The sequence below is a fragment of the Microcoleus sp. OTE_8_concoct_300 genome (genome assembly GCF_031383065.1).
Taxonomy (GTDB): Bacteria; Cyanobacteriota; Cyanobacteriia; order Cyanobacteriales; family Microcoleaceae; genus Microcoleus.
This window is the reverse complement of record NZ_JANMZH010000407.1, coordinates 1-24,629: the sequence shown is the minus strand read 5'-3', so window position 1 is coordinate 24,629 and position 24,629 is coordinate 1. Positions and strand designations below refer to the sequence as shown.

The window sequence follows — 24,629 nt, the reverse complement described above, 5'->3', positions numbered from 1 at the left end:
CGAGGCGGCAAGCAAGCTGGTCATTTGAGTCGATCGGTTAAAATCAGATTTGGGTAGCACAGTATGGCAGCATTTAATGATAAGTCAGACCAAATATCTAAGTCAGAAAAACAGGTTTCTGATGCAACTTTGGCAAGTCCTAAAGCTGGAGAGCAACTTCAGGAATTGCTAACCATACTGAGTGAATTGCAGTTATTGAAGAAATCTAAAAAGGAACCCAGCAAGCTGAAGTTACCGCTTTCTGACAAGTCGGTCGAGCAACTTAAGGACGAGGAAAATCGGCGCAATCAATTGTCTTTTCTGCTCGAACCATCGGCGATTGTACCAGAAGTATTGACTAATAATGAAAATATACCATCTCAAAGACGAGAAAACAATAATGAGGAATCCGGTTTATCTAGAACCGCAGAGGTAGCAAAAAAATATCGACCGTCGGAGGAAGAATTAGAACAAGCAGTGGAGGAGTTTAAGCGGTTGCACCAACTGCTGTTTCAAAGGGATTTGCCGGAATTTTACAGTAATGTTTTGAGCGTGGAACAAAGGTTAGAAAATTTTGAGAAGCTGATGTCTGAACCGAAAGAGTTGATGGATTTACTGAGAGGGTTAATTCCTGAGTTAGTGAGAGAAGAGTTAGAAGGCTTGAAGTCTGAATTGAAAAAGGCGATCGAACTCGCGAGCAATGATAAAAATAATCGCCTCGAATTGCAGACAAAAATAGCGGATTTGGAAAATCAAATTGCTAACTTCAACCTGCAGCAACTGCCGAATTCAGAACAGTTAATGCAACGGCTGATGTTGGTGATGGGCGAGCTGCTCAACCGCAAGGTAGAGGAGTCTAAGTTAGAGGTAGCTTCGGCGATCGCACCGACAGTTAATCAAGTAATTAACAATCAAAACAAAGTTGAAGAACACGTAGCAAGAATTGAAGATAGAGTTGCGAATATTCAGCAGCGTTACCAGCAGCAACCAGAAGATTTAATCAAGCAGCTAGTGCCGATAGTGAGCGAGTTGCTGAACCGCAAAATTAGTGAATTAAAATCAGAGGTTATAGCAACTGTCGCACCCTCAGTACAGGTAAGAATAGCTTGGGTAGAAATAGAAGAAAAAGTATTGAACATCATCGATCGCAGGCTGGCTACGCAACAGTCGCCAATTCACAAACCAGAAGAGATAATGGTGATGCTAATGCCAGCCATAACTGATTTGCTGAACCGGAAAATTGATGAATCAAAATTAGAGGTAGCAGCGGCGATCAAACCTTTGATAGAATCAGCAATTCTTCAAAGAGAAGTTCAAGGAAAATTGAGCGACGTAGAAAGTAGACTAAATAATCTTCAGCGACAGCAAAAGTCTCAGCCGGAAGAAATAATGGCAAGGTTGATGCCCTTAATGATTGAGTCGCTGAACCGGAAAATCGACGAGACAAAGTTAGAGGTGACAGAGGCGATGGCGCCGGCTGTCAACACCGCTATTCAAAACAGCGGTATTGCAGCACAAATATTAAAGAATGAAAGTAAGATTGTCGAAGTTCAGCAGCAAGTTTTAGCCGAGATAGAAGGGTTGATGGCAAGAATAATGCCAGTGATTGTAGAAATGCTGTCCCGAAACATCGAGGAAGCAAAGCTAGAGATAGAATCTGCGATCGCCCCCACTGTCGATGCAATCATTCAGCATAAAAAGATTGAGCAAAGACTCGCGAAGATCGAACAACAGATTGTGGCCATCGAACACCGGATTTATGAATCGACAGACTTGTTTACAGATTTATTGAAACCTTTGATTGACGAGCTGATGGTTAGCCATCACGCCCAGCTAGAAAAGTCGGTTATCGAATCTATTTTACCATTGTTAGATGAAGTTGTAGGTTATAATTACCGACTAAACGATAAAGTAGGTGAACTCGATCGCAAAATTACTGATGCTGAATGGGGAGGCAATCGGGAAGAATTAATCGCCAGAATTAAAATCATGTTTCCCGAAATGATGCTCCAAACAATTAAGGAGTCGAGAACATCATTTGCCGAAACCATAACTCCGATAATTGATGAAATAATTAATACCAAAACCCGAGAAAACAGGCAATCGATGGGAGTAGCCATATCGCCGGCTCTTCCTGTGGGAATCAGCCACAGAATCAGTGAAGCGCCCGATGAAATTGCAATGGCGATCGCGCCGGAAATGGCCGCCGCTATCAAACAGCAAATTCATCTCAAACGAGAAGCTATGTCAGATGCACTTTATCCGATTATCGGCAGCACGATTTTAAAATACCTCGCAGAGATGATGCGGGAGATTAATGAAAAACTCGAATCATCTTTAAGTCCCGAGCGAATTAGTCGCAAAATTAAAGCCAAATTGCAGGGAATTTCTGAAGCTGAATTGCTGATGAAAGAAACAACACCACTGAGTGTAAAAGCTGTCTTTTTAATTCAAGCAAAATCGGGCTTAGTAATTTCAGCAGTGCAGCAGTCTGAACGCGAACAGCTAGAATCAGACATGGTAGCGGGGATGCTGACTGCTATTCGCGCTTTGGTTAAGGATTGTATATCTCAGTCGGGAAATTTTGCAGAGATTGATGCTATAGAATACGGCACATCTAAGATAGTATTGGAAGTAGCGGGTTCGTGTTATCTGGCAGTAGTTATGCAAGGAGAAACCCGCCAGTGGTTTAAGTACAAAATGCGATCGCTATTCAAAAAGATTGTTCAAGAATACGGGGATCAAATCCAGTCATTTAACGGCGATCCAGCCACTGTGCCGGCCGAACTAAACTCGAACCTGCAAAAATTAATCGATACAGAGGTAAAAGTTAAATCTCCTAAACTGCCAATTTTACCAATTATCGGTTTGGCAGCGTTAGGTTTAATTGGCGTACCTTGGGGAATTCATCAATACCGCAGCGGAGTTGAAGCGAGATTAGAAGCAGATACGAATTTAGCTTTACAATCTTCTCCGGAGTTATCGGTTTATCGCCTCGCTGCAGATGTTAAAGATAAAATATTCGAGATTTCGGGACGAGTGCCGAATCAAAAGCTGCGATCGAAAGCGGAAAAAATCGCTCAGAAAGCGGCTCCCAAATCAATAATTGAAAATAAAATTATAGCCGTTGAAGTACCTCCCGATCCGGTTTTAGTCGAAGCCGATGTCAAGCGGACGGCAGCTCTTTTGAATAAAGTAGAAAGCATTGATATCTCTGCTCGCTATGCAGAGGGAAAAGTCGCCGTTACAGGCAGTGTGAGCCAAGTACCAGATGCTCAGAAAATCACTCAAGCTTTTGAGAAAATCCCGGGGGTGAAGTCTGTAACAAATACAGTGATGATAGGAACTCAACCGCAGCCAAAAAGAATGGCAGTTCGCGTGTATTTCGATGCTGGTTCGGCAAGTTTGCAGGTGAAAGACGTAGCACAAAAGCTTAGCAAAGTCAAGGAATATATGGAGGGAAATAGCACGAAGAATTTGAGGATAATTGGCTACAGCGATTTTAAAAGCACTCCGGCCGAAAATCAAAAGTTGGCACTGGAAAGGGCGACCAATGTGAAAGGTATTTTGGTTAAACAAGGGATAAATGGCAACAGAATACAAGTTGCTTCTACTAAGGGTCGTCCCGAAGGTGTGGAGGCAAATCAACCGCTGTGGCTGAGCAGATTGGTAGTATTTGAGGTGATCAATTAAAATAGGGAATGGGGAATAGGGAATTGGGCATCGGGGATAGGGAATCGGACATCGGGCATCGGGCATTGTTAATTGGGAATTTTCCCTAATTACTAATGACTTCTTTCTCTTAATTTATAGTAACTGGCAAGAAGGTTAGAACATTTTTTATCGCTGAAAATATTGCTCTGACTGCATTTCCCTTCTTCCTTCTTCCATCGGACTGACATCCGTTACATCCGTTACACAATCCGTTGCCGAACTTCCTGACATCCGTTACATCCGTTACATCCGTTACATCCGTTACACAATCCGTTGCCGAACTTCCTTCTTTCTTTTAATTCACTCGAACTCGGCCGGAGGTAAAGGCTTGTATTCGATCGCCCGCCAAGCATACTAACAAGCGGCCGCTTCCGTCAATGCCGGCGGCTTCTCCGCAGATGGTTTCCGACGCAAGTTCGATCGCCACCGGGCAGCCAATCAACGCATCGCGGCGGCGCAATTCCGGCAAAAGTAGCGCTAAACCGGATTTGGAGGCTGGCTTGTCTGTTGTAGAAAACATATCGGCTAGTTCGAGTAAATAGTGCCGCAGTCGATCGAGCAAACACAGTTCATCTGGTACTGTACTAGCAATAGAATGCAAGCTTACCGCATTGCCGATGGCGCTTTCATCCAATCCCGCAGCCGCGAAATCTACGCAGCGGTTGATCCCAATTCCCACAACCGCGCGAGTTTTGCCAGAAACATTGCCGTTGGTGGCTTCGCAGAGAATTCCGGCTAATTTGTGGCGATCGATCCAGACATCGTTTGGCCATTTCAGGCGCAGCATATCGCGACAGTCGGGAACCAAATCTTCGATCGCGTAAATCACCGCTAAACCGGCCGCTAAACTGAGTCCGGGCAACAGAGTGGGGTTGAGGTTTTCGAGTACAAAACTAACAGTCAAGACACCGCTTGGGGCGTGCCAGGTGCGCCCGTGTTGGCCGCGCCCGCTGGTTTGCCGCCTAGTAAATACAGCATCTCCGTGGTGGAGTTGGGCCGCGCGGGCGATCGCCCAACTGTTGGTACTCGGACAGCTATCCAAGGAGTGTAGCCAGTGAGGGAGGTTTGGGCGATCGGGTTCTGTGGTTGCGGGCACGGGAGTTAAGGGCAATTCAGCTTTTTCCGCCAGGAGCCTCGCGCCGTACTTTACGTCGGCGTCGAGAGGAATGGCGGGATAATTTGTGGGACTAAATGTCTCCCAATTATCCAAATCATGTTTGTTGTTCACAGATTCCTCCTCTTCTTTTTAATGGTTTAACTTTGCTTAAAGCTGCCGTTTTGTACTTAGTTTTACTGTTGGTATCGGGCTTCAAACTAAGGCGAGTGCCCAAGTTCTGCATCCCGATAACTTCGTAAGCTTTTCCTTCAAACAAAACCCAGTCACGCTGCTTGTACGGATATCGCTTCCGCTTAATGGCGCGGCGTCCAGTGCTAACTTTATGGGCACGGTGTTGTCGTAAATTTTCACCATTAAGATTGGTATTTCTGGTTCTACGACCGGAAGACAACTCGCCTCCAGAACGGATTTCTCCGTCCCTGATATCACGATATTTGGCATCGTAGAACTGTTCTAGTGACCGTTTATTACGTCGAATTTGTTCGAGCATCAACGGCTTGACCACACGGGTTTGAGTTGTCCCGCCAGCAATGACAAAAGCGTCATTGTGGTGGGACTTTTCTATTTCCAGCTCCCGGCGTTTACCTTTGGTAATGTAACCAAAGGTGGACTCGTACCGACCTTGTTCGGTCAATCGCCACCGCACCATTGTCATGAATGTTTCACCCTTAAATGACTTGAGTTTGGGCTGCCATGCAAACAAGAAACCTTTTTTCTGATGGTTTTTGGGGGTATGGCATTTGGTACAAAGTGTAATCAAATTGGCGGGTCTATCCGTGCGGTCAGGTGGATTCTTCCAAAATCCCAAGTGATGAACTTGCAAAATTGGTTTGTCTGTTTTGTTATTGCAGTTGGGATTCTGGCATTTATGTCCGTCTCTATGCAGGATATATTCCCGCAGATTATCAAAGCCGTATTGCTCTCCATATTGATATTGTTCCCCAACGATTGTGGGGTTCTTGATTTTCTGGATGTCTAATGCAGCAACTTCGATTGTTACCGTTCTGACAGGGAGGGTACGGCATATCTTGTGGATAAGTCGGTGATGAGTATCTAGCTTGTGCTGGATACTAGGTGCCAACCAGCCTTTCTCTATCCTTCTATTGGAGAAACGGGGTTTTCTGTGTCGTAGTCGATTCCTACGGGTACGACGATACTTGCGCCTCTCGGTAATCCTTTCGGATATTCCTTTGAGCATCTTAAGTTCGCCACCAATAAGCTCTCGGTTCTCATTTACGGCACTGAAGCCTATGTTCTCGTACCCTGCATCAATACCCAAATTCACAGGCTGAGTGTAGCCACTCGAACCGTAGATGAGTTGGATAGAGAAAGGGGTGCGCCGAACAATTTTGGCTTTACCACTCTTGAGCAAGAGTCTCGCCTTCCTGGGAGTTGTGGGCATCAAGGGACGCCCTTTTCTGTTGATAACGTAGACTTTCATGATTGTTAAACCTAGTAAACAGGTTTTCATTCCTAAGAATGTGGTTTCCTTCGCCAATGTTTTCACGAGGTTTTGATGTTTCCACACTTTCCCGACCCAACAGGAATGTTTAATGAAAACCGCAGAGCGTGAAGCTAGGAATCGGGTTGCTAGCCCTACACTTCACGGTGCCTATGTATTCTCGGAAAACGTAGTATTCCTTGCATACTGGAACACTGAGGCTAATCGCGAAGGCTTAAGATTTCTCTCAAGCCCACGCTGTACTGCTTAAGCAGTCAGCGCTGGGTTCGTGACACAAGGTTTGATTTGTAGTATTTGATATCTAAAAGCTGATTATCGCATTTTCCAGAAGTGCCACCTCGCGCGACGGCGAGAATGTAGACAAATCAGCGTGTAGTACAGTTTTAGCCTCAGATTTACCTTACGCCACAACATCGGTTTAGCCGCAAAAACTCTTGATTTATAAGGGTTTTGGGGAACGCAGAGGGTTGGTTGGAGCGATCGACACCCCTTTAAAAAACCCAATTTAAAAAAAAGTTGTATTACCCCCTTGACAGTCTTGTATTACGTAATGTAGTATAAATGTATGGCGAAGGGGAAAGAGCTTCAAAGCCTTAGCCCACGAGCAATATGAACCTTGAAAACAGAATAGGAAGTTAATCGTGTCACATAATTGTGGACATCGGCGGTGTAGACTCCGGCAACAATAGCCCGATCGGGTTGTAGTACGCGGAATCAACCGCCACCCCGTCCCAACTTGAGTAATTCAACGACAGAATATTGTTCATTTTCGCGGGGGTATAGCTCAACCGGTCAGAGCAGTCGCCTGTCGAGCGAAAGGTTGCGAGTTCAAGTCTCGTTACTCCCGTCAAAGTCCCGTAGGCAAAAGTCAAGCCGTCTCCCCCTCAAGGAGAAGATTGCGAGTGCAAACCTCGTCGGGACTCCCAGGTTAGGTGGCCGAGTGGTTGAAGGCGTCGGTCTGCAAAACCGAATTGCGCGGGTTCAAATCCCGCCCTAACCTCTGTTCCCAATCAGAAATTAAAAAATAGAAATTAAAAGATTAAACTAACAGTCTTTGTAATTGATTTTTTTAACTTTGAAAAGGAACGAAGCGAAAGTGACATTGCAGCGTAGCTTAATGGTAAAGCGCCAAGTTCATACCTTGGTCAATGCGGGTACCGCTTCGCGGAAGCAAGCTACAAATCCCGCCGCTGCGACCAAAAGCAGGGATGGTGTAACTGGCAACACTCTGGTCTCCAAAACCAGTATTCTGAGTTCAAATCTCAGTTCCTGTGCCAATTTATAGTGCTGTAGGCAAATGGTTTAAGCCGCTTGGTTTTCACCCAAGTGATTGCGGGTTCAACTCCCGTCAGCACTTCCAAACTGGGTCGTTGGCAGAATGGTTTTGCAGCCGCCTTTTAAGCGGATGGATCGAGGTTCAATTCCTCGACGACCTACCAAAATTCGTATCTTGGGTTGGCCCTCCTATTGGCGTGGGTAGCTGTCTGTAAAACAGTAGCTTAAAGCGTTGCTGGTTCAATTCCAGCCCGACCCATTTGCAACTGCATATTAAATGCAGTTGCAATTTTGAGAACGTGGTGTAGCCGGATAACATCTCAGTTAATAAAACTGAAGATTGGGGGTTCAAATCCCTCCGTTCTCGCGCTCGGAGAGGTGGCCGAGTGGCTTAAGGCGCTTTCCTGCTAAGAAAGAGCGGTTTAACAGCCGTCGAGGGTTCAAATCCCTCCTTCTCCGTTTTCCCCCGATAGCTCAGTTGGTAGAGTGCTTGTGTGAAGAACAAGAGGTCGTCAGTTCGATACTGACTTGGGGGATTGCGTTGCCTTATAGCTCAATGGTAGAGCAAGCGGTTGTTAACCGTTAGGTTGTAGGTTCGAGTCCTACTGGGGCAGCCATTTTTTAAATTGCCGGGTAGACAAATTGGTAAAGTCGCCTATCTCTGAAATAGGAGTTTTTGTAGGTTCAAAGCCTACCCCTGCACCCAATTATTGGGAAGTCGCCTAATCGGTATGGCACCGCTCTTTGAAAGCGGCAAAATGCAGGTTCGATCCCTGCCTTCCCAGTTCTGCTATTACCAAAGCAGATCAATTACACTCCTGTAGCCCAATTGGGAGAGGCCGCAATTTCAAAAATTGTGTTGTGTGAGTTCAAATCTCACCAGGAGTACCAATTTTTTAACTAAGTTTATACTTGCTCCTATGGCGGAATTGGCAGACGCGGCAGACTTAAAATCTGTTTTATTTTGAGTGTGAGTTCGAGTCTCACTAGGAGCATGAACGGGATGTAATTCAGCGGCCAGAAGCCATTCTTTGGGAGAATGGAGTCGTTGGTTCAAATCCAACCATCCCGACTTTGCCCCTGTGATGTAATTGGAAAACATCACTCGCTCAGAACGAGTGTTTTTTGCAGGTTCGAGGCCTGTCAGGGGTATGAGGTTTTATTCAATCTCAAATCTCAAATCTCAAATCTCAAATCGGTTTTGCCCCTGTAGCCCAATCGGTAGAGGCGCTAGATTTAGGATCTAGTTAGTGCTGGTTCGATGCCAGTCAGGGGTATTTGGTGACATCGCGGGTGAAGTAGCCTGGGTAGGCTTGGAGGTCTCATAAGCCTCTTAATAGCAGGTTCAACTCCTGCCCCCGCCACCAAAAATGCAGGTGTGATGTAATTGGCAACATGAGGCTCTTGTAAAGCTTTCTTGCGAGTTAAAATCTCACTATCTGCTTGGCGCGCTGGTGTAGCTCAATTAGGCAGAGCAACTGATTTGTAATCAGTCGGTTGTAGGTTCAATTCCTATCACCAGCCCCACAATTGCGGATATGGTGTAACGGTAGCATTCGAGTCTTCCAAACTCTAGGCACGAGTTCGAGCCTCGTTATCCGCTTGGGGAAACAAGAAGTTTGTTAAATCTCACATCTGGCACCATTCTCAAGAACAGGCAAGATGCCTGTTCCACAAAGAGTAGATTTTCTTGTGGAACGGGCATCTTGGCAGTTCATAAAAGGCTTATTGACAAGGGTGCAACATCTCAGTTAAATCCAAAATCTCAAATTTTAAATCGGTTTGCGGGTGTGATGTAAAGGCTAGCATCTGAGTATGCCATTCTCAGCGCATGGGTTCGAGTCCCATCATCCGCTTTTGTAGTCCTGAGCTTCGATGTAGAGCATCTGCCTTAAAAGCAGGCGCGGGGAAATATCCTGCCAGGCCTACTAATTTATGGGAGTGTAGCTCAATGGATAGAGCGCCGCGCTTCGGACGCGGATGTTGTGGGTTCGAGTCCTACCACTCTCGTTGTTTTTACTTTAATTTAAGGAGGTTGATTCCATTGAATGGATAATTTTTTATATTAAGAGCGATCGCCCTTTGCGTGTCCCAATCTTTGGAGCCTACATACTTTAGTACGAGAGGAAAGGTACCGCTGTCAAAATCAGCGGGCGTTTGAGAACGAGGAGTGCATTGAACCCGGCAGGTTGGCTTAAAGGTAGCCATCCTTTAAAGAGTGTGTAATAACTCATCGGCCCAGTCCCTCTAGTAACTGAGAAAACGCAATGCTCTGATAACTTGCACGGAAAGTACGCGCGTGCGCAGCTATCCCGTAGGGAATCGCACATTAAGAAAAAACATGGGAGCGTAACTCAACTGGATAGAGTGTCGAGTTTCTACCTCGAATGTTGTGGGTTCAAGTCCTACCGCTCCTGCTGTCTGGGGTTCGTAGCTTAATTGGTAAAGCATCTAACTGGCTGTTAGAAAGATATCGGTTCAAATCCGATCGCAATCCACCAAATTTGGGTCTGTAGCTTAATTGGTAAAGTACCTAGTTCGCTGCTAGGAAAATGTCGGTTCGAGTCCGACCACGATCCACCAAAAACTGGGGTCATAGCTCAATTGGTAGAGCGCTTGCTTTGCACGCAAGAGGTTAGGAGTTCGATTCTCCTTGATTCCATTTGCGGTGTCTGAAGTCGAAGCGGTCGAGACGCTAGCCTGTGAAGCTAGTTATTAGCGGGTTCGAGTCCCGTCGGACACCCCTTGGAAGATGCCGCTAAATGGTTGGCAACCAGTCTTGAAAACTGGGGTACAGTTAACTGTAAGGGTTCGATTCCTTCATCTTCCTTTTAATTAACCACCGGAAGTCGAAAAGCGAGACACCGTGCTGATAACGCGGCGATAGGAGGGGCAGTACCTCCTCGGTGGATGGATTGGTTTATAATAAGTCTAGATTTGCTAGTTATTCAACATAGAAGCCATGAGCATTCAAGTTCTAAAATTAGAATTGATTCAGTGGATTTTGTTATTAAAGGATATTAAACTTTTAAACGAAATCCAAAAACTGAAAGAAAAGTCACCCGAAAAGACTGCTGTTCTCAAACCTCGTCAATTTGGCTGTGGTCAAGGAATTTTTACTTACGTTGCGGATGATTTTGAGGAAACACCTCCGGGTTTTGAAGAATATGCGTAAGTCATCAATATAGGGCTTACGCATGAAGCTCAGAAACCGGGTTTTTTACCAATCTTCCGGCTGTCAAGCGTCTTTTCGTAAAAAACCCGGTTTCTTTAGTGGGAGCGCCCGAGTCAGAAATATATTATGTGAGGTTTAATTTATATGAATTTACAGCATTACAATTACTATCTGGTGGTTGACCTTGAAGCAACTTGCTGCGATCGCGGAAATATCAGAAAAGAGGAAATGGAAATTATCGAAATAGGAGCGGTTATGGTGCATTCAGAATCTCTAAGTATTGTTGATGAATTTCAAAGCTTTATCAAACCTATCCGCCATCCTATCCTGACTGAATTCTGCAAATCGCTAACATCTATTTTTCAAGCACAAGTCGATCGAGCTCCGACTTACCCGGAAGCGATCGCACTTATGAAAAACTGGCTGTCTGGTTACTCAAATGGTGTATTTGGTTCTTGGGGCGATTTCGATCGCCAACAATTTCAACAAGACAGCAATTTTCACAAAGTACCTTTTCCCATTGCTTATCCTCATGTCAATCTCAAACAATTGTTTTCCCAAAAGCAAGGTTTGCGAAAACGTCATGGGATGGCGCAAGCTATGCAAATCGCGGGTTTACCGCTAGAAGGAACTCATCACCGAGGTATTGATGATGCCAGAAATATCGCCAAACTATTGCCTTATATTCTGGAGCGAAAACAGTTGTCCTGATTGGCGATCGTACATACAGCGAGCAAAATTATGGGGAGGTCGCCTAAGTGGAATGGCACCGTAAAAACTTTGGAAAAGCGGCTCCCAAAAGGACGATCGGGTTTGTTGAGTAGGGTCAAAAGTTGCTTCGCGACGTTCCCTGAAAACGCCAACTGGCAACGGGTTGCGGAAGCACTGAAAGGAATTAACAGTCCGAGATGGGGGCAGTTCCCGTCTGCTTGCGGGCAGTAAGGAAGCGCGTTTCCTGAAAGTTGCTGTCGATTGATGCGGGTTCGAGTCCCGTCCTCTCCATTCAAGGTTCAAGTCCAAATCGAAGAGTTTCAACCCGTGCCCTAACAGTTAAAGCATACATACTCGGCTGTTAACCGACTAAAACCAATGCTTTACGCACTTGCACGGGTTGAACCTCAGAACCTCAGTTGTTCTTGAGGTCTAAATCGCGATCGTAGCTGCCGATTGGCCGCAGTCTGGTCATCAACTGCTTCAGCAAGAAGCCGTTGCTGTTCCAAGCGGTATAAGGAGTAGCCCCTTGTCCCTTCAGGCACAAGGTTTGTCGGGCTTTGTTGTGGCAGATATTTGCCAGCAGGCTGACGACTGACACTAAGCCGAGTTCATCAACAAGGGCTTCGAGTTCATCTTGAGTCACAAGCACACCTCCAGGGTTGACTATTTTCCTGAAGGATAGCATAATGGGGAAAGAAAGGGTACTAAGTGGGGCTAGTCTGGGGTAAGTTTATCGTCAATCAGCTTATATTCGTTGATAGTTGCCAGCAGCATCAGTTTAGACATGGATATTCCTGACTCGTCAGACAGCTTCTTCAGCTTTTGATGGATTCGGTTGGGCATTGTAACTTTTATGGTTTTGGAACCTTCCTCTTGTTCAGGCATTAGCAGCAGTCATATTTAGTTGACACCAGCTTATCTCCTTTTGAGTACCGATCGCGCTTTGCTGCGATCGTCTGTAAGGATGCGAGCGCAGCGCGATAAAATGGCTGCTGCTGCGAAACTGTGCGCTAACAAATAAAAAGGTCGATCGCAAATCTCTAACCAAGGGAGCGATTGGATATATTAGTTACATTCACAAGCAAGCAGTAACCAAACAACTTAATAAAAAAGGTGAAACATGAGAAAACTAAAATATTACGTTGCTTGTACGGTTGACGGGTTTATTGCTCGCGAAGATGGCTCATTTGATTGTTTTCCTATGTCAGGGGAGCATTTCGCTGATTTGTTCGATTCCTTTCCTGAGACTTTTCCGGCTCACTTTCAGGAAGCACGAGGCATTCGTGCAGAGAACAAGCAGTTTGATGCGGTTTTGATGGGACGGAAAACCTATGAAGTAGGGCTAAATGTTGGTGTAACTAATCCTTATCCCGCCTTGAAGCAGTATGTTTTTTCGCGCACTATGGAAGCCAGCCCAGATGAGAATATTGAACTTGTTTGGGACAATCCTGTCGCATTTGTTAAAGAATTGAAAAAAGAAACGGGTAAAGACATCTGGCTCTGCGGTGGTAGCGCTTTAGCGGCAACTCTTTTTTCGGAGATTGACGAGATGATTGTAAAGTTGAATCCGCTAGTGATAGGCTCTGGAATTCCTCTTTTTTCCCGTGCACTCGATCCGACAAATTTGGAACTTGCGGATCGCAAAATCTATAGCAACGGTTTCATGTTGCTTCATTATCGACTAAAGCATTAGCAATCGGGACTTTATCCGTTGCAATTGCCACAAGCAAAAAAAGAGTGAAGTGTTTACTACAAAATGATGTTTTAGTAATTACCCAAACGCTAAAAATTTAAGGGTGGTTAGCAAAGCGGTTATGCACCCGGCTTTTAACCGGTATCAGATAGGTTCAACTCCTATACCACCCACTGAATCGATTTTAGATTTTAGATTTTAGATTTTAGATTGAGGGAGAACTGTGAGATTTTAGACTTAAGATTGAAGGGCATATTCTTGCATGAGATCTCCTGCATTTATCTGCGTTAATCTGCGTTATCTGCAATTATCTGCGGTTAAAAATTCCAAAACTTGGAAAGTGCGGCTGTGTGGACGGCAACTGGTTTGGAATACCAGCGTGCAGCGAAAGCTGTAGAGGTTCGACTCCTCCACTTTCCTTTTTAATCATTAGTCATCAGTCATTAGTCATCAATAACAGGCTAAGGACTAAAAACTCATGATTAGAAACCAAAAACAACTCTTAGAGGAGAATCAAATGTAATGTCACGCACCAAATTTGAACGGAACAAACCCCACGTCAATGTCGGTACGATCGGTCACGTTGACCACGGCAAAACAACCCTAACAGCGGCGATTACAATGACGCTGGCTGCACAGGGTCGGGCCAAGGCTAAAAAGTACGATGAAATCGATGCTGCACCGGAAGAAAAACAGCGGGGAATCACGATTAATACGGCTCACGTTGAGTATGAAACTGGCGATCGCCATTACGCTCATGTTGATTGTCCGGGTCACGCTGATTACGTGAAAAACATGATCGTGGGTGCCGCTCAAATGGATGGTGCAATCCTCGTCGTGTCGGCTGCAGATGGTTCGATGCCTCAAACTCGCGAACATATCTTGTTAGCGCGGCAAGTGGGAGTGCCGAAGCTGGTTGTCTTTTTGAATAAGAAAGATATGGTAGACGATGCGGAAATTTTGGAGTTAGTCGAGTTAGAAATTCGCGAACTTCTCAGTTCTTACGGTTTCCCGGGCGATGATATTCCTATTGTCGCAGGTTCGGCACTGAAAGCGCTGGAAAAGATGACTGCTAATCCGAAAATAAATCGCGGCGAGGATGAGTGGGTTGATGGCATTTACAATTTGATGGATGCGGTAGATGACTGGATTTCTACGCCCGATCGCGATATTGACAAACCTTTTCTGATGGCTGTGGAAGATGTGTTCTCGATCAAAGGTCGGGGAACTGTCGCCACTGGCAAAATCGAGCGGGGTAAAATCAAAGTCGGCGATACTGTGGAATTGGTGGGAATCCATAACACTCGCACGATAACTGTTATCGGCGTTGAAATGTTCCAGCAAATTCTGGATGAAGGAATGGCTGGAGATAATGTCGGTTTGTTGCTTCGCGGCATCCAAAAAGACGAAATTGAGCGGGGGATGGTGCTTGCTAAACCCGGTTCAATTCAACCTCATACTGAATTTGATTCTGAGGTTTACGTGCTGTCGGAAAAAGAAGGCGGTCGTCGGACTCCTTTCTTTGCGGGATATCGCCCTCAATTCTTCGTGCGGACAACGGATGTTACAGGTACGATCGCATTTTTTACGGCTGATGACGGCAGCGCGATCAACATGGTAATGCCCGGCGATCGGGTTAATATGACTGTGAAGTTGTTGCAGCCGATCGCGATCGAACAAAATATGCGTTTTGCCATCCGCGAAGGCAATCGCACTGTCGGTGCCGGTGTCGTCTCCCACATTCTCAAGTAGACGCTTTCGGAACCAATTAGAATCAGTAGGGTGGACAAAAGTCCACCTTATATCAAATCTGGTAGCATCGGAATTATTCATCTCTGTATTCTCTCCCTCTGCGTTCTCTGCGCCCTCTGCGGTTAAATCATTCCGATGCAACCGGAAACGATATTACTGATTAATTCACAGCAAATTTTTCTGTGTGGATGCAGTACAGCGCCAAGATGGAGTCAAGCGAATTGTCTAGATTGGAGATGGCCAAGTATCAGATTTGGTTGGATGGTCTGCCGCACGTTTTGCACAACTCTGGGGAGGTGCTTGAGGTCGATCGCACTTGAATTAAATGTGGGATCAGGGCGATCGAACTTAAATTAAATATTCGAGTAAGGGCGATCGCCACAATTTTTTACAAAAATAGTTGAGTTTTCAGAACAGTTGTGTTATACTAGCTTAGATGCGGGAGTATAGCTCAGTTGGTTAGAGCAGGTGACTCTTAATCTCAAGGTCGAAGGTTCAAGTCCTTCTACTCCCATCCCAAATCCTGAACCTGAATTTATCCAAACTCACGAGAGCAGTCAACTGCTGTAGCGGTTCGATGCGTTGGGGTGTTTGTGTTGTCGGATTTTTAATGCCGATCGACCGATCGGCTGATCCGATCGATAAAAGTGCGATCGCCCAAGCTATTTTTAAATTAATCAATAACCCGAACAGGTGATTAGCTATAATGGCAAATCTCTCGGCGCGCTGCTATGCCGGCGATCGCGATTTAGATGCGATCGCCCATTTAATCAATACTTGCGAAGAAGTCGATCGGCTCGATCAAGGCACTTCCATCTCGGAACTACAACAAGAATTTAACGCACCGTCTCTAGATGTAGCACGCGATATCCGCCTTTGGGAAGATGCAGAGGGAAAATTAATCGGTTTTGCTCAGTTGTCGGTTTCTGAACCGGGCGAAGTAATCGACGGTTGGCTGCGGTTTCGCGTCCACCCCGACGCGCGCGGAGGGGATGTGGAAGCAGCCGCGATCGCCTGGGGTGAAGTGCGGATGCGCGAGGTGTCTGCAATGGGGGGCGGGCGCGTGAAGCTGCGAACCTACGCTCGCGCTGAGGATTGCGATCGCATTTCTGTGCTGGCAAGTTGCGGTTTTAAGGTCGATCGCTATTTTTGCCGAATGGCGCGTGAGCTCTCTGAACCGATCCCAGAACCGCACTTCCCCGAAGGTTTCGCGCTGCGTCAGTTCCCCGGCGAACAGGATGCCGCAGCTTGGGTAGAAATGTTCAACCAGTCGTTTATCGATCACTGGAATCATCACGATTTAACGGTGGATAAATTTAAGCACGAGTTAGCTAAACCCAATTACAGAAATGATTTAGACTTGATTGCTGTTGCTGATGACGGCACATTTGTCAGTTTTTGTTACTGCGAGATTAGTGTGGAAGAGTGCGATCGTACCGGGCGCAATGAAGGCTGGATTGCTTGTCTCGGCACTAGGCGCGGCTTCCGCAAACTGGGATTGGGACGAGCGATGTTGCTGGCTGGTTTGCATCGACTGAAAGCTGCCGGTGTGGCTACTGCTATTATCGGCGTCGATGCTGAAAATTCCTCAGGTGCATTGCATCTTTACGAGTCTGCTGGCTTCCACAATATTCGCGACAGCATTTCTTATGTTAAGGATGTTTGATCGATGTTACAGTTCGCGATCGCACTCGCACCCTAGAAACCGGGTTTTTTACCGAATCTGCGGGTAATATCAAATCCGGTTGCATCGGAATTATTCATCTCTGTATTCTCTCCCTCTGCGTTCTCTGCGCCCTCTGTGGTTAAATCATTCCGATGCAACCGGAAACGATATAACAACCAAATATTTTCCTGAAAAAACCCGGTTTCTCGCCACTGCGGCGATCGCACTCCCACCCTAGAAACCCGGTTTTTTACCGAATCTGCGGGTTGCAACGACATATTTTCCTGAAAAAACCCGGTTTCTCGCCACCCGTCGCGACGATCGCACTCCCACCCAAGAAACCTGGTTTTTTACCGAATCTGCGGGTTGCAACGAAATATTTTCCTGAAAAAACCCGGTTTCTCGCCACTCGTGTAAGTTTTATCTAAAAAACTTTTCCGACCCCCTTGACAACTATGTATTACGTATGTAGTATAGTAGTATGGAAAGCACAGGACAAGCAAAAACCTGTATTTTTCGTACCGCTTCTGAACCTTGAAAACTGAATATAGATCGAGATTCCAAGGAAGATCAATTTGAAAGTCTTGTAACAGAGACTGAATTGTCATGTTGTTACTGTACACCACAGTGTTCGGCTACAAACCGACTCCATCCGAGCCAGAGATTGTACCGAATCAGTCTAATTTAAACGAATTTAATGCGGATGCAGAACAGATAAGTTCTGCCCAAGTCGAAGGAACCAAAAAGGCTGAGGAAATCCGCAACGTCAAACAAGCTTATCACTTAGAACGGCGTTTATTTCAGTAAAGATTACCAGATTTCGTGAATCTTTACCGATACTGGCAATTTGCTAAGTCTCACAAAAAGCCAAAGTCGAGAGCAGATAAGCTACTAATCCCAAATCCCAAATTGCTCTAGGAGGTATCGGTAATGGTTCACATTCGTTTTGAAGGACGTTCCTACGATCTGGCAGAAGACCAACTGGGCATCTGGGCCGGAATGAGCGACAAGGCTATTCAGGAACGTCTGGCTAATCATTTTGATGTCAAGAGCGATCGCTTCGAGTCTTACGTTCTCGATCGCCGTCCCAGCGGTGATTTAATTGTCCGCCCAGAAGCCGTTTACGGCTAGAAATTCACTGAAAGCAGGTATTAGGCAGCGCACCCCAACTAAAGAAGCTTACAAACTGGTAACATTCGAGCGATCGAATAGTAGGTTCAACTCCTGCCCTCTCCGCCTCTTGGAGAGGGGTTTTAAAAATAGCTTCTCTGACTTGTGCGCCGCCAAAACCAGCAATTTTTAAAGTGAAAAAACACTTCGCGCCCTAACTGAGGAAGCTTACATACTAGCTCATTGGTAGAGCAATTCCCTGTGAAGGAAAAGGTCGCGGGTTCAACTCCTGCGTATGAACAACGGCTTTCTTAACTTGCGCGAAGTGCATTTCACTACACTAAGGAAATAATTATTGACCGAGGTAATAGAAAGAAAAAGGAAAATTATTCTACGGTTTTGTTCGCAAAAAAATCTGTTCCGCGCCCTAACAAATGAAGCGCATACACACAATTTAATCGATTGGTCGCAGGTTCAAATCCTGCCAGTCCCGTTTAAGGGACTGTAGCTCAGGGGTAGAGCGTTCGGGCTGTCAAAACGCTTTGCTAACTTGTGCGGAACATCTCATATTTATAAATATTAGATGTAAAAGTGGTGAGGAGAATTAAATTATGAAAAATACAACTCTAATTTACCGATCGCCCAAGGAGATAGACAGTCTGATTCATGCTTTCCAAGAATGCAGCTTGCCGCGAAGTCAATGGACGCACGAAGCACATTTAACCGTTGCTCTGTGGTATCTGTTTTATGACTCGGAGCAAGAAGCGATAAATGCGATTCGCAATGGCATTAAACGTTACAACTCGGTTCAAGGAATTGAAACCACAAAAGATAGCGGGTATCACGAAACACTAACGCTGTTTTGGGTGCGAACTATTCGCCGGTATCTCGCCGATGAAAGCCACAATCGCTCGATCGTACATTTGGCTAACGGTTTGATTGCAAAATATGCCGATCGCACTTTACCCTTTCGCTATTACACGCGATCGCGCCTGATGTCCTGGGAAGCTCGGATTAATTGGGTTGAACCAGACAAAAGAGCGATCGACTTAGAACAAGTTTCCCAGAAATAATTGAAAATAGCAGTTGTTGCCGCGCCCCAATTCGGAGAGCTTACATACCAACCCTATCCAGGTTATAAAAAAAAAGCTCGCCAAACTTGCGCGGTGACTATTACATTCATTGCCAAGTGTGCAACAACTGCCACCCGCTGATTTTAGGATATTCCTGACAATCCAAAATCGAAAATCCAAAATCGAAAATCGAAATCGGAGGTAGCACCAATGAATATGAATGTAGCAGAACGCGATTTGCGTTTGGAAATGCTCAACAGTCTGCTCACCACTCCTCACCGTCAACTGGAAAAGGTGGCAGAAATTCACAAGTTAATTATCGAATTAGACCCAATATTTTACGGTCATTTAGCAGTGTGGTATCAACGTCACGGCGACGTGCGCGATCACAAGGAAGTTTTTGCCGGAAATTTGCTGACTTCGGCGCTGACGGAACACCGAGATGCCGGTTTTATGATGCTGCAAGAGTTCCCTCCCTACGAGGTTTCGCGGATTGTGGACTTTATGAAGCAGCACCAGAATAAGGTGCCCCGCAGCGCGCGCACTGCTGTCACTCGCTATCTGAAATCGCGGGAAAAGAATGCACAGTTTTTCGATCGCGCCGCCATCCGCAACCGCAAGGCGATGAAGCATTTGTACGCAACGCTGCACGTCAAGCCGAGCGATCGCGCTAATGCTATTCTGTTTAAAGACAATCCGCCGTCCGACTCTCTGGCATTCGTTTTGAAGCAGTTAGCAAAGGCGGCCACACCTGCGGAACAGGCGAATTTGATTGTTGAGTACAAGATTCCGTATACGATCGCAGTTGGTGCGATCAAACAGCTAACGCCAACAGTTTTGGCCGCGCTGATTAACTCGATGTCGCCGCAGGAAGTCATCAACAATTTGAAATCGATTCAGTCTCGCGGCGCGATGGATCACCCGGAAGTCAAGCAGTTGATTGACTCGAAGCTGGATGAAGCGGCAAAGTGCGATCGGGTTTCTGCTTACAAAGCGAGTGTTGCGGGCGCGGGCGCGAACTTCGACGCAGCAACGGCGGCGAAGCTGGAAGCGGTGACAAACGAACAGGTGAAGAAGCGCGGCAAGATTGCGAAAGCAACTGGTTTGTTGATTGACAAGTCGGGAAGCATGGAAAGTGCGATCGAAGTCGGGAAGCGTCTCGCTGCTTTGATTTCCGGCATTTCCGAGGCTGCACTGTTCGTTTATGCCTTTGACACAATGCCGTATCCAGTGCAAGCAAACGGCAGCGAATTGACAGACTGGGAACGGGCTTTCAAACACATTCGCAGTGGCGGCGGCACAAGTTGCGGTTGCGCGGTGGAAGCAATGCGAATTAAAAAGCAGGTTGTCGAGCAATTCATTCTGGTAACAGATGAAGGCGAAAACGCTGCACCTTATTTTGCAGATGCTTATCAGAATTACTGCCGCAGTTTGGGGGTAATTCCTGATGTTGTGATTGTGCGAGTTGGTTCTTGGTGCGAATATGTCCAGAAGCAATTAAAGGACAAACAAGTAGCGGTGGAAACCTTTACGTTTGCGGGTGATTATTACTCCTTGCCGAATTTAGTGCCGATGTTGAGTCGTCCTTCGCGACTGGAATTGTTGATGGAAATTCTCGACACGTCGCTGCCGGTGAGGGATGATAAGTAAATTGTAGGGTGCGCACTGCGCACCTTACTTATTATATGCTACAATTGGCACCGAGCTGAAGGACAATACACTATGAAACTAGCTGAAGCTTTAATTTTAAGAGCTGACTGTCAAAAAAGAATGGAACAACTGCGAGCCAGGTTGACAAGAAGTGCTAAAGTACAGGAAGGAGAAGAACCTCCAGAAAATCCCCAAGGACTGATGAGCGAAGTAGATGCAGGGGTGCAAGAACTGGAAGACTTAATTAAGAAAATTAACAAGACTAATTCGCTGACAACTCTGGAAGATGGAGTAACTTTATCGGATGCTTTAGCCAAGAGAGATGCTCTCGCGCTTAAGCGTGGCATCTACAAGTCTTTAATTGATGCAACCGCTTTGAGGCAAGACCGCTATACTCGATCGGAAATCAAATTTTTCAGTACGATCGACGTTGGTGAAGTGCAAACGCAAATGGATCGAATGTCTAGACAGTATCGCGAGTTAGATACTAAAATACAGGAAGCAAACTGGAATACTGAATTTATCGATTGAGAAAGTTGGTAGCCAATGCAATAGAAGCGAGCACAACCCCCCAACCGGTTTAAGTTGGACCAGCCTATTAAGCTGCTGCATGAGGGGTCATGCTAAAACGTCACAAATTAAGCCCAATATTGTCACAAGCGTACAGGGCATTGTTAAAGTTACTACCGCGTGCTGGTCTATTGATATTGGTGAGGGTGGGTTAGGGGTTTCTTGCTCAATTGCAAAAAATATTGGGAATTCCAGTATGATGTCAACTGAGATTACATACACTGAAGCTGAAGCAAATTTAAAAAATCTGTGCGATCGCGCTGTTGAAACTGGGGAACTAATAGTTATTACTAGACCTAACGGCAAAAATGCAGTTTTGATTTCTGAGGCAGAATTAGAAAGTTTGCTAGAAACGCTTTATTTGCTGAGGTCGCCTGCCAATGCAACTCGTTTGTTTACAGCATTAAAAAGAGCTAAAGCAAGATTCATTCAACCTCAGACACTGGATGAAATTTGCCAAAAATTTGGGATTAAGGAAGAGGATGATAGGGAAAATTAGGTAGCGATCGCCAGTTAAACCATTGATGACAGAATCACAATCTTCTACTATACTCTAAACTTGGGAGGAGCAGTTGGTGACTTCAATATTAATCAAAGATTTAGCAACCGAATTAGAGCTTTTTACCGAAGATCCCGTGGAAAAATTTATTACCAGCGGGGTAAGTTGGCAACAGTATGAACAGCTACTGACTCAACTCGGAGATAGTCCTTGGTATCGGGTTACTTATTTAGATGAAGTGCTGGAAATTATGTCCCCAAGTCGCCGTCACGATCGAGATAAAACCAATATTGGGATGCTGCTAGAAGCGTATTTTCAAGAAACACGGACTCGGTTTTGGGGATTGGGTTCAACTACCTTCCGCATTCAAGCAAAAAAGGGCGGTACAGAACCGGATGAGTGCTATTGTATCGGTACAGAAAAAGAATTTCCTGATTTAGCGATCGAGGTTGTACTCAGCAGTGGCGGCCTGGACAAGTTAGCAGTTTACAAAAAGCTCGGAATCAGAGAGGTTTGGTTCTGGAAAAATCGTCGCTTTGAGGTTTATCATCTTCGGGGAGAGGAATATGAAAAAATGCAGCAAAGCGAGTTGTTGCCGAATTTGGATTTATCACTGATTGCAGAGTATGTACAACGCCCCGACCCCCTTGAGGCGGTGTTGGAGTTTCGGGAAAGAGTTAGAGAAAATTTAGGGGGAAGTTGAGATTTAATATCGCTGTTTACTCCCAAACATCTCCCTCAATATCCTCAAGTGACAACTTTTTACCTATTTTCAATTATTCTCGAGTTTGAGCGATAATTTCTAGTAACTCTGGATTAGCGATGGATGCCACTAACTGCGAATCCGCAGCAGCTAAAGCAGCGCGCAACTTTTCCGAAGTCAGTGCAGGATATTTCTCTAACACCTGCTGTTGGGTCCATCCCGCAGCAAAGAGCCCCAGCAAAAATTCTACAGATAATCGAGTTTCTGGCGCTGCTGGTTGACTTGTGGAAGCTTTCGGGTTTGGATGAATGAGCTTTCGCCAGTCCATTGTTTTACTTAAACGATTGGGGAAGATTCCGCCGATTATACTACATTTGGGCACAGTAGAAACACGGGGATCGTTGACTGACTGTGTAACAGTGCCACCGCAGGTGATACCATTTTAGATGTTACATTTTAGATTTGAGATCGGCAATCACTGATGACTTAAGGGTTTGAAGCTTGGCTAGAGTCACATTTTTATTGAGCTGGTGTCCTTTCCCGATTTGGGGATTAAATTGTTATTACGATCGCAGTACAGCACTTTCTTATAGGGTAGAGTTATGGGGTAGCAACGGGGCGATCGCCCTTTTTGCTTTTCTCCGTTTCCATACCAAACCGCGTTAGCGAAGCCCTCGAAGAGGATCGCACTAAATCTCAACCCACTGTGCAACCCACTGTGTAACCCACTGTGGAATTACTTTAACTTCTTAAAACTATGGGAAAAAAGTCGAAAGCCAAAAAATCCCAGGTCAAAAAATCCAGTTTGCTCTGCCAGCGACTGCAAGAAGCTCTCGATCGAGGCAGTAAAGTTTGGATTAAAACAAATAATAGCAGTTTCGGCGGCATCCCGATTAATTTGTTCGGGGAGTTTGCGGAACTTTTGGTGATAGTTTCCCCTCACGAACAGGCGGAAAATATCGATGCTTACGGACAAGTTACGTGGCTGATTAGACTCTCTGATATTATTGCACTCGCTTATCCTACTGAATACTGGTCTAAAGATAGATTAGAAAGTTTGCTGCCACCTGATGCAGTTACTTCCGAAGTAGGAGATTCACTGTAAGGTGTGCAAAGCACACCCAACTTTTAGCTCACTTGTAGTTTGTAAGGTGCGCCTGGCGCACCCTACATTTACTATTTTCTCAGCTATTTTACGAGCAAAAATATACACCGCTCCGACCAATTTTTATCAGTTTAATTACTTGTTGCAAGCTGAAAGCTGGACTTTACAGTTGCCTCCTTCAAGTTCGCTGCAACCGGCGAGAGCTTGAGCTTCTGCTGCTGGTTTATCCTCACCCCAGCCCGCACCTGCTCCTCCTTTGCCTACTGCGATCGCTCCACAATTATTGCTATTAGAGGTCAGGGGTTCGCAGTCGTTAGCACCTTCCGTTTGTTCATTGCAAGCAGCTACTGCTGCGTTTAGTGCTTCTTTCTCTGTAGCATGATCCCAACTAATACCAGTGGCGTCAGAAGTCGGAGAATAAGCAGTAGCTCCATAGGTGTCCTGAGCTTTAGCTAGCTGGGTCGAGCCAAAAATAGGAAGTGTCAGAGCTGTCACTACAACCAACTTAGAAAAGAGCTTGGGCAGCATATTTACTTGAGATATCTACAAGGTTAAAAATTGATGCTGGCTCAATATTATATTACGATATTGATTCGTGTCAATAGGCTTTACAAATCTTTATGATTGCTTCAATTAAAAGTGCGTTCTGTAAAAAAGAGTAAAATTACGGAGGTCAATTCAGTGGCAGATATTCGCAAAATTCTCAGCAAACTTGCGGCCGAAGAAGGGCAGCTACTCGATACCCAATTCCTGGCTCCCTGCGTGGGCGGGGGAAGGGTGCGGATACGGGTTAGCTCAATGGTTTATACTTTTCAACCGCAGCCGCGCAACTTTGAAGGATGGGCTATTTTTAGGCCGATTAATGAGGAAATTGCTGCGGTAATTGAGGAGCCGAGTTGGCCGCAAGTGGCCGAGTATTTGCAACTGCTCGTACCCGTTCGCTTGCACTTGGCTTGCGTGCTGCAAGGGCAAACTTGGCTGGCTTATCCTGTTAACGAATCTGATGCTAAACAGCGCACTGGTGTTGCGAAACCCGTACCAGTGCATTTAGTAACAGAAGGCTCGCAGTTTGAGCAGATAGTTGCCCGGTGGGACGGTCATTGTTTGTGGTTTGAAGAGATTGACAGGCGCGCCGATCCGCTGCCGTCTGAGGAATTGAAAGCAGCTTTGAAAAAGTTGATTTTGCCTCAAGAAGTTCGTTTTAAAGGGATGACCCCCTCCATGCGAACTGCTGACGGGGCGACAGGTCGCCTGAAAATCAGACAGGGAGACAACTCTAGACAAATAGCCTGAAAAAAGATAGGGTAAAAAAGCTTCTTACCTAAAAAACACTTAAATGATAGCAGAATCATATCATGCCCATTTGTCAAAA

24 protein-coding genes and 34 tRNA genes are annotated in these 24,629 nt (G+C 45.6%); 50 read left to right on the top strand and 8 right to left on the bottom strand.

The window, feature by feature from the left end; translation table 11 throughout:
- The first annotated feature begins 63 nt into the window (after positions 1-63).
- A complete protein-coding gene (locus ACUVJL_RS18860; protein ID WP_445247234.1) occupies positions 64-3,672 on the top strand; it encodes an OmpA family protein in 3,609 nt (1,202 codons plus the stop codon).
- 316 nt (positions 3,673-3,988) lie between these two features.
- Here ACUVJL_RS18860 and ACUVJL_RS18855 read toward each other — a convergent pair whose 3' ends face one another.
- A complete protein-coding gene (locus ACUVJL_RS18855) occupies positions 3,989-4,921 on the bottom strand; it encodes a biotin--[acetyl-CoA-carboxylase] ligase (RefSeq protein ID WP_445247233.1) in 933 nt (310 codons plus the stop codon).
- The gene (gene iscB, locus ACUVJL_RS18850) at positions 4,905-6,251 is read right to left on the bottom strand and encodes an RNA-guided endonuclease IscB (RefSeq protein ID WP_445247232.1); all 1,347 of its coding nucleotides are present in this window, start codon (positions 6,249-6,251) and stop codon (positions 4,905-4,907) included. Before iscB ends, ACUVJL_RS18855 begins: the two co-directional genes overlap by 17 nt.
- 794 nt (positions 6,252-7,045) lie before the next feature.
- Between iscB and ACUVJL_RS18845 the strand changes: the two genes are divergently transcribed.
- From ACUVJL_RS18845 to ACUVJL_RS18690, 32 genes are all read left to right on the top strand, one after another.
- Positions 7,046-7,119 (top strand) — tRNA-Asp (locus ACUVJL_RS18845).
- A 4-nt stretch (positions 7,120-7,123) separates the two neighbouring features.
- Positions 7,124-7,198 (top strand) — tRNA-Glu (locus ACUVJL_RS18840).
- Positions 7,199-7,272 (top strand) — tRNA-Cys (locus ACUVJL_RS18835). It abuts the tRNA gene before it with no gap.
- Between the two features lie 103 nt (positions 7,273-7,375).
- Positions 7,376-7,471 (top strand) — tRNA-Ile (locus ACUVJL_RS18830).
- A gap of 3 nt (positions 7,472-7,474) precedes the next feature.
- Positions 7,475-7,549: transfer RNA gene (locus tag ACUVJL_RS18825), tRNA-Trp, on the top strand.
- 6 nt (positions 7,550-7,555) lie between these two features.
- Positions 7,556-7,632 (top strand) — tRNA-Glu (locus tag ACUVJL_RS18820).
- Positions 7,633-7,636: 4 nt separating this feature from the next.
- Positions 7,637-7,711 (top strand) — tRNA-Lys (locus ACUVJL_RS18815).
- Between the two features lie 13 nt (positions 7,712-7,724).
- Positions 7,725-7,806 (top strand) — tRNA-Tyr (locus ACUVJL_RS18810).
- 34 nt (positions 7,807-7,840) lie between these two features.
- Positions 7,841-7,914, top strand: a tRNA-Tyr gene (locus tag ACUVJL_RS18805).
- Between the two features lie 5 nt (positions 7,915-7,919).
- Positions 7,920-8,006: transfer RNA gene (locus tag ACUVJL_RS18800), tRNA-Ser, on the top strand.
- 4 nt (positions 8,007-8,010) lie between these two features.
- Positions 8,011-8,083: transfer RNA gene (locus ACUVJL_RS18795), tRNA-Phe, on the top strand.
- A 6-nt stretch (positions 8,084-8,089) separates the two neighbouring features.
- Positions 8,090-8,164 (top strand) — tRNA-Asn (locus tag ACUVJL_RS18790).
- 10 nt (positions 8,165-8,174) lie between these two features.
- Positions 8,175-8,253: transfer RNA gene (locus ACUVJL_RS18785), tRNA-Gln, on the top strand.
- 5 nt (positions 8,254-8,258) lie between these two features.
- Positions 8,259-8,332, top strand: a tRNA-Gln gene (locus ACUVJL_RS18780).
- A 29-nt stretch (positions 8,333-8,361) separates the two neighbouring features.
- Positions 8,362-8,438 (top strand) — tRNA-Leu (locus tag ACUVJL_RS18775).
- Positions 8,439-8,461: 23 nt separating this feature from the next.
- Positions 8,462-8,542: transfer RNA gene (locus ACUVJL_RS18770), tRNA-Leu, on the top strand.
- A 4-nt stretch (positions 8,543-8,546) separates the two neighbouring features.
- Positions 8,547-8,619, top strand: a tRNA-Pro gene (locus tag ACUVJL_RS18765).
- Positions 8,620-8,623: 4 nt separating this feature from the next.
- Positions 8,624-8,699: transfer RNA gene (locus tag ACUVJL_RS18760), tRNA-Leu, on the top strand.
- Between the two features lie 51 nt (positions 8,700-8,750).
- Positions 8,751-8,824, top strand: a tRNA-Leu gene (locus ACUVJL_RS18755).
- Between the two features lie 95 nt (positions 8,825-8,919).
- Positions 8,920-8,991 (top strand) — tRNA-Thr (locus ACUVJL_RS18750).
- Between the two features lie 6 nt (positions 8,992-8,997).
- Positions 8,998-9,074, top strand: a tRNA-Thr gene (locus ACUVJL_RS18745).
- 5 nt (positions 9,075-9,079) lie between these two features.
- A tRNA-Gly gene (locus tag ACUVJL_RS18740) sits at positions 9,080-9,150 on the top strand.
- 181 nt (positions 9,151-9,331) lie between these two features.
- Positions 9,332-9,403, top strand: a tRNA-Gly gene (locus tag ACUVJL_RS18735).
- Positions 9,404-9,484: 81 nt separating this feature from the next.
- A tRNA-Arg gene (locus tag ACUVJL_RS18730) sits at positions 9,485-9,557 on the top strand.
- Positions 9,558-9,890: 333 nt separating this feature from the next.
- Positions 9,891-9,964: transfer RNA gene (locus tag ACUVJL_RS18725), tRNA-Arg, on the top strand.
- A 7-nt stretch (positions 9,965-9,971) separates the two neighbouring features.
- Positions 9,972-10,048 (top strand) — tRNA-Ala (locus ACUVJL_RS18720).
- Between the two features lie 5 nt (positions 10,049-10,053).
- Positions 10,054-10,130 (top strand) — tRNA-Ala (locus tag ACUVJL_RS18715).
- A gap of 6 nt (positions 10,131-10,136) precedes the next feature.
- Positions 10,137-10,209 (top strand) — tRNA-Ala (locus ACUVJL_RS18710).
- A 6-nt stretch (positions 10,210-10,215) separates the two neighbouring features.
- Positions 10,216-10,290: transfer RNA gene (locus ACUVJL_RS18705), tRNA-His, on the top strand.
- Positions 10,291-10,294: 4 nt separating this feature from the next.
- Positions 10,295-10,377 (top strand) — tRNA-Ser (locus ACUVJL_RS18700).
- Positions 10,378-10,509: 132 nt separating this feature from the next.
- A complete protein-coding gene (locus ACUVJL_RS18695) occupies positions 10,510-10,722 on the top strand; it encodes a hypothetical protein (protein WP_445247231.1) in 213 nt (70 codons plus the stop codon).
- A gap of 144 nt (positions 10,723-10,866) precedes the next feature.
- Entirely contained in the window at positions 10,867-11,433 is a 567-nt protein-coding gene (locus ACUVJL_RS18690; RefSeq protein ID WP_445247230.1) for an exonuclease domain-containing protein, read from the top strand.
- Positions 11,434-11,848: 415 nt separating this feature from the next.
- Here ACUVJL_RS18690 and ACUVJL_RS18685 read toward each other — a convergent pair whose 3' ends face one another.
- A complete protein-coding gene (locus ACUVJL_RS18685) occupies positions 11,849-12,079 on the bottom strand; it encodes a hypothetical protein (RefSeq protein WP_333033740.1) in 231 nt (76 codons plus the stop codon).
- Positions 12,080-12,150: 71 nt separating this feature from the next.
- Positions 12,151-12,321 carry a hypothetical protein gene (locus ACUVJL_RS18680; RefSeq protein WP_332954368.1) on the bottom strand — a complete coding sequence of 57 codons (171 nt, stop codon included), beginning with the start codon at positions 12,319-12,321 and terminating at the stop codon, positions 12,151-12,153.
- Positions 12,322-12,556: 235 nt separating this feature from the next.
- Here ACUVJL_RS18680 and ACUVJL_RS18675 point away from each other — a divergent pair, with 235 nt between their 5' ends.
- From ACUVJL_RS18675 to ACUVJL_RS18650, 6 genes are all read left to right on the top strand, one after another.
- Positions 12,557-13,129, top strand: a complete 573-nt coding sequence (locus tag ACUVJL_RS18675; protein WP_445247229.1) for a dihydrofolate reductase family protein — start codon at positions 12,557-12,559, stop codon at positions 13,127-13,129.
- A gap of 101 nt (positions 13,130-13,230) precedes the next feature.
- Positions 13,231-13,302, top strand: a tRNA-Lys gene (locus tag ACUVJL_RS18670).
- Positions 13,303-13,464: 162 nt separating this feature from the next.
- Positions 13,465-13,549: transfer RNA gene (locus tag ACUVJL_RS18665), tRNA-Ser, on the top strand.
- A gap of 102 nt (positions 13,550-13,651) precedes the next feature.
- On the top strand, positions 13,652-14,881 hold the full coding sequence (tuf, locus tag ACUVJL_RS18660) for an elongation factor Tu (protein WP_445247228.1): 1,230 nt from the start codon (positions 13,652-13,654) through the stop codon (positions 14,879-14,881).
- A gap of 188 nt (positions 14,882-15,069) precedes the next feature.
- A complete protein-coding gene (locus ACUVJL_RS18655) occupies positions 15,070-15,201 on the top strand; it encodes a hypothetical protein (protein WP_445247227.1) in 132 nt (43 codons plus the stop codon).
- Between the two features lie 120 nt (positions 15,202-15,321).
- Positions 15,322-15,395 (top strand) — tRNA-Lys (locus ACUVJL_RS18650).
- Here the strand turns inward: ACUVJL_RS18650 and ACUVJL_RS18645 are convergent.
- Positions 15,377-15,562, bottom strand: coding sequence for a hypothetical protein (locus tag ACUVJL_RS18645; RefSeq protein ID WP_445247226.1), 186 nt, complete (start codon positions 15,560-15,562; stop codon positions 15,377-15,379). The genes ACUVJL_RS18650 and ACUVJL_RS18645 overlap by 19 nt on opposite strands.
- 25 nt (positions 15,563-15,587) lie before the next feature.
- Here ACUVJL_RS18645 and ACUVJL_RS18640 point away from each other — a divergent pair, with 25 nt between their 5' ends.
- Complete coding sequence (locus ACUVJL_RS18640; protein WP_445247225.1) at positions 15,588-16,547, top strand: GNAT family N-acetyltransferase; 960 nt, start codon at positions 15,588-15,590, stop codon at positions 16,545-16,547.
- A 32-nt stretch (positions 16,548-16,579) separates the two neighbouring features.
- Here the strand turns inward: ACUVJL_RS18640 and ACUVJL_RS18635 are convergent, their stop codons facing one another.
- Positions 16,580-16,825 carry a hypothetical protein gene (locus ACUVJL_RS18635; protein WP_445247224.1) on the bottom strand — a complete coding sequence of 82 codons (246 nt, stop codon included), beginning with the start codon at positions 16,823-16,825 and terminating at the stop codon, positions 16,580-16,582.
- Positions 16,826-17,153: 328 nt separating this feature from the next.
- Between ACUVJL_RS18635 and ACUVJL_RS18630 the strand changes: the two genes are divergently transcribed.
- From ACUVJL_RS18630 to ACUVJL_RS18595, 8 genes are all read left to right on the top strand, one after another.
- Complete coding sequence (locus ACUVJL_RS18630; protein WP_445247223.1) at positions 17,154-17,354, top strand: radical SAM protein; 201 nt, start codon at positions 17,154-17,156, stop codon at positions 17,352-17,354.
- A 123-nt stretch (positions 17,355-17,477) separates the two neighbouring features.
- On the top strand, positions 17,478-17,678 hold the full coding sequence (locus tag ACUVJL_RS18625) for a hypothetical protein (protein WP_333135948.1): 201 nt from the start codon (positions 17,478-17,480) through the stop codon (positions 17,676-17,678).
- A 208-nt stretch (positions 17,679-17,886) separates the two neighbouring features.
- Positions 17,887-17,955 (top strand) — tRNA-His (locus ACUVJL_RS18620).
- A 313-nt stretch (positions 17,956-18,268) separates the two neighbouring features.
- Complete coding sequence (locus tag ACUVJL_RS18615) at positions 18,269-18,730, top strand: hypothetical protein (protein WP_445247222.1); 462 nt, start codon at positions 18,269-18,271, stop codon at positions 18,728-18,730.
- Between the two features lie 210 nt (positions 18,731-18,940).
- A complete protein-coding gene (locus ACUVJL_RS18610) occupies positions 18,941-20,380 on the top strand; it encodes a hypothetical protein (protein WP_445247221.1) in 1,440 nt (479 codons plus the stop codon).
- Positions 20,381-20,452: 72 nt separating this feature from the next.
- Complete coding sequence (locus tag ACUVJL_RS18605; RefSeq protein ID WP_445247220.1) at positions 20,453-20,911, top strand: DIP1984 family protein; 459 nt, start codon at positions 20,453-20,455, stop codon at positions 20,909-20,911.
- 235 nt (positions 20,912-21,146) lie between these two features.
- On the top strand, positions 21,147-21,449 hold the full coding sequence (locus ACUVJL_RS18600; RefSeq protein ID WP_445247219.1) for a type II toxin-antitoxin system Phd/YefM family antitoxin: 303 nt from the start codon (positions 21,147-21,149) through the stop codon (positions 21,447-21,449).
- A 76-nt stretch (positions 21,450-21,525) separates the two neighbouring features.
- Positions 21,526-22,152, top strand: a complete 627-nt coding sequence (locus tag ACUVJL_RS18595) for a Uma2 family endonuclease (RefSeq protein WP_445247218.1) — start codon at positions 21,526-21,528, stop codon at positions 22,150-22,152.
- Positions 22,153-22,225: 73 nt separating this feature from the next.
- Here the strand turns inward: ACUVJL_RS18595 and ACUVJL_RS18590 are convergent, their stop codons facing one another.
- Entirely contained in the window at positions 22,226-22,480 is a 255-nt protein-coding gene (locus ACUVJL_RS18590; protein WP_445247217.1) for a DUF433 domain-containing protein, read from the bottom strand.
- Positions 22,481-22,909: 429 nt separating this feature from the next.
- Between ACUVJL_RS18590 and ACUVJL_RS18585 the strand changes: the two genes are divergently transcribed.
- A complete protein-coding gene (locus tag ACUVJL_RS18585) occupies positions 22,910-23,257 on the top strand; it encodes a hypothetical protein (protein ID WP_445247216.1) in 348 nt (115 codons plus the stop codon).
- 135 nt (positions 23,258-23,392) lie between these two features.
- Here the strand turns inward: ACUVJL_RS18585 and ACUVJL_RS18580 are convergent, their stop codons facing one another.
- A complete protein-coding gene (locus tag ACUVJL_RS18580) occupies positions 23,393-23,785 on the bottom strand; it encodes a DUF4189 domain-containing protein (RefSeq protein ID WP_445247215.1) in 393 nt (130 codons plus the stop codon).
- Positions 23,786-23,938: 153 nt separating this feature from the next.
- Here ACUVJL_RS18580 and ACUVJL_RS18575 point away from each other — a divergent pair, with 153 nt between their 5' ends.
- The gene (locus ACUVJL_RS18575) at positions 23,939-24,550 is read left to right on the top strand and encodes a hypothetical protein (protein WP_445247214.1); all 612 of its coding nucleotides are present in this window, start codon (positions 23,939-23,941) and stop codon (positions 24,548-24,550) included.
- Positions 24,551-24,629: the final 79 nt, after the last annotated feature.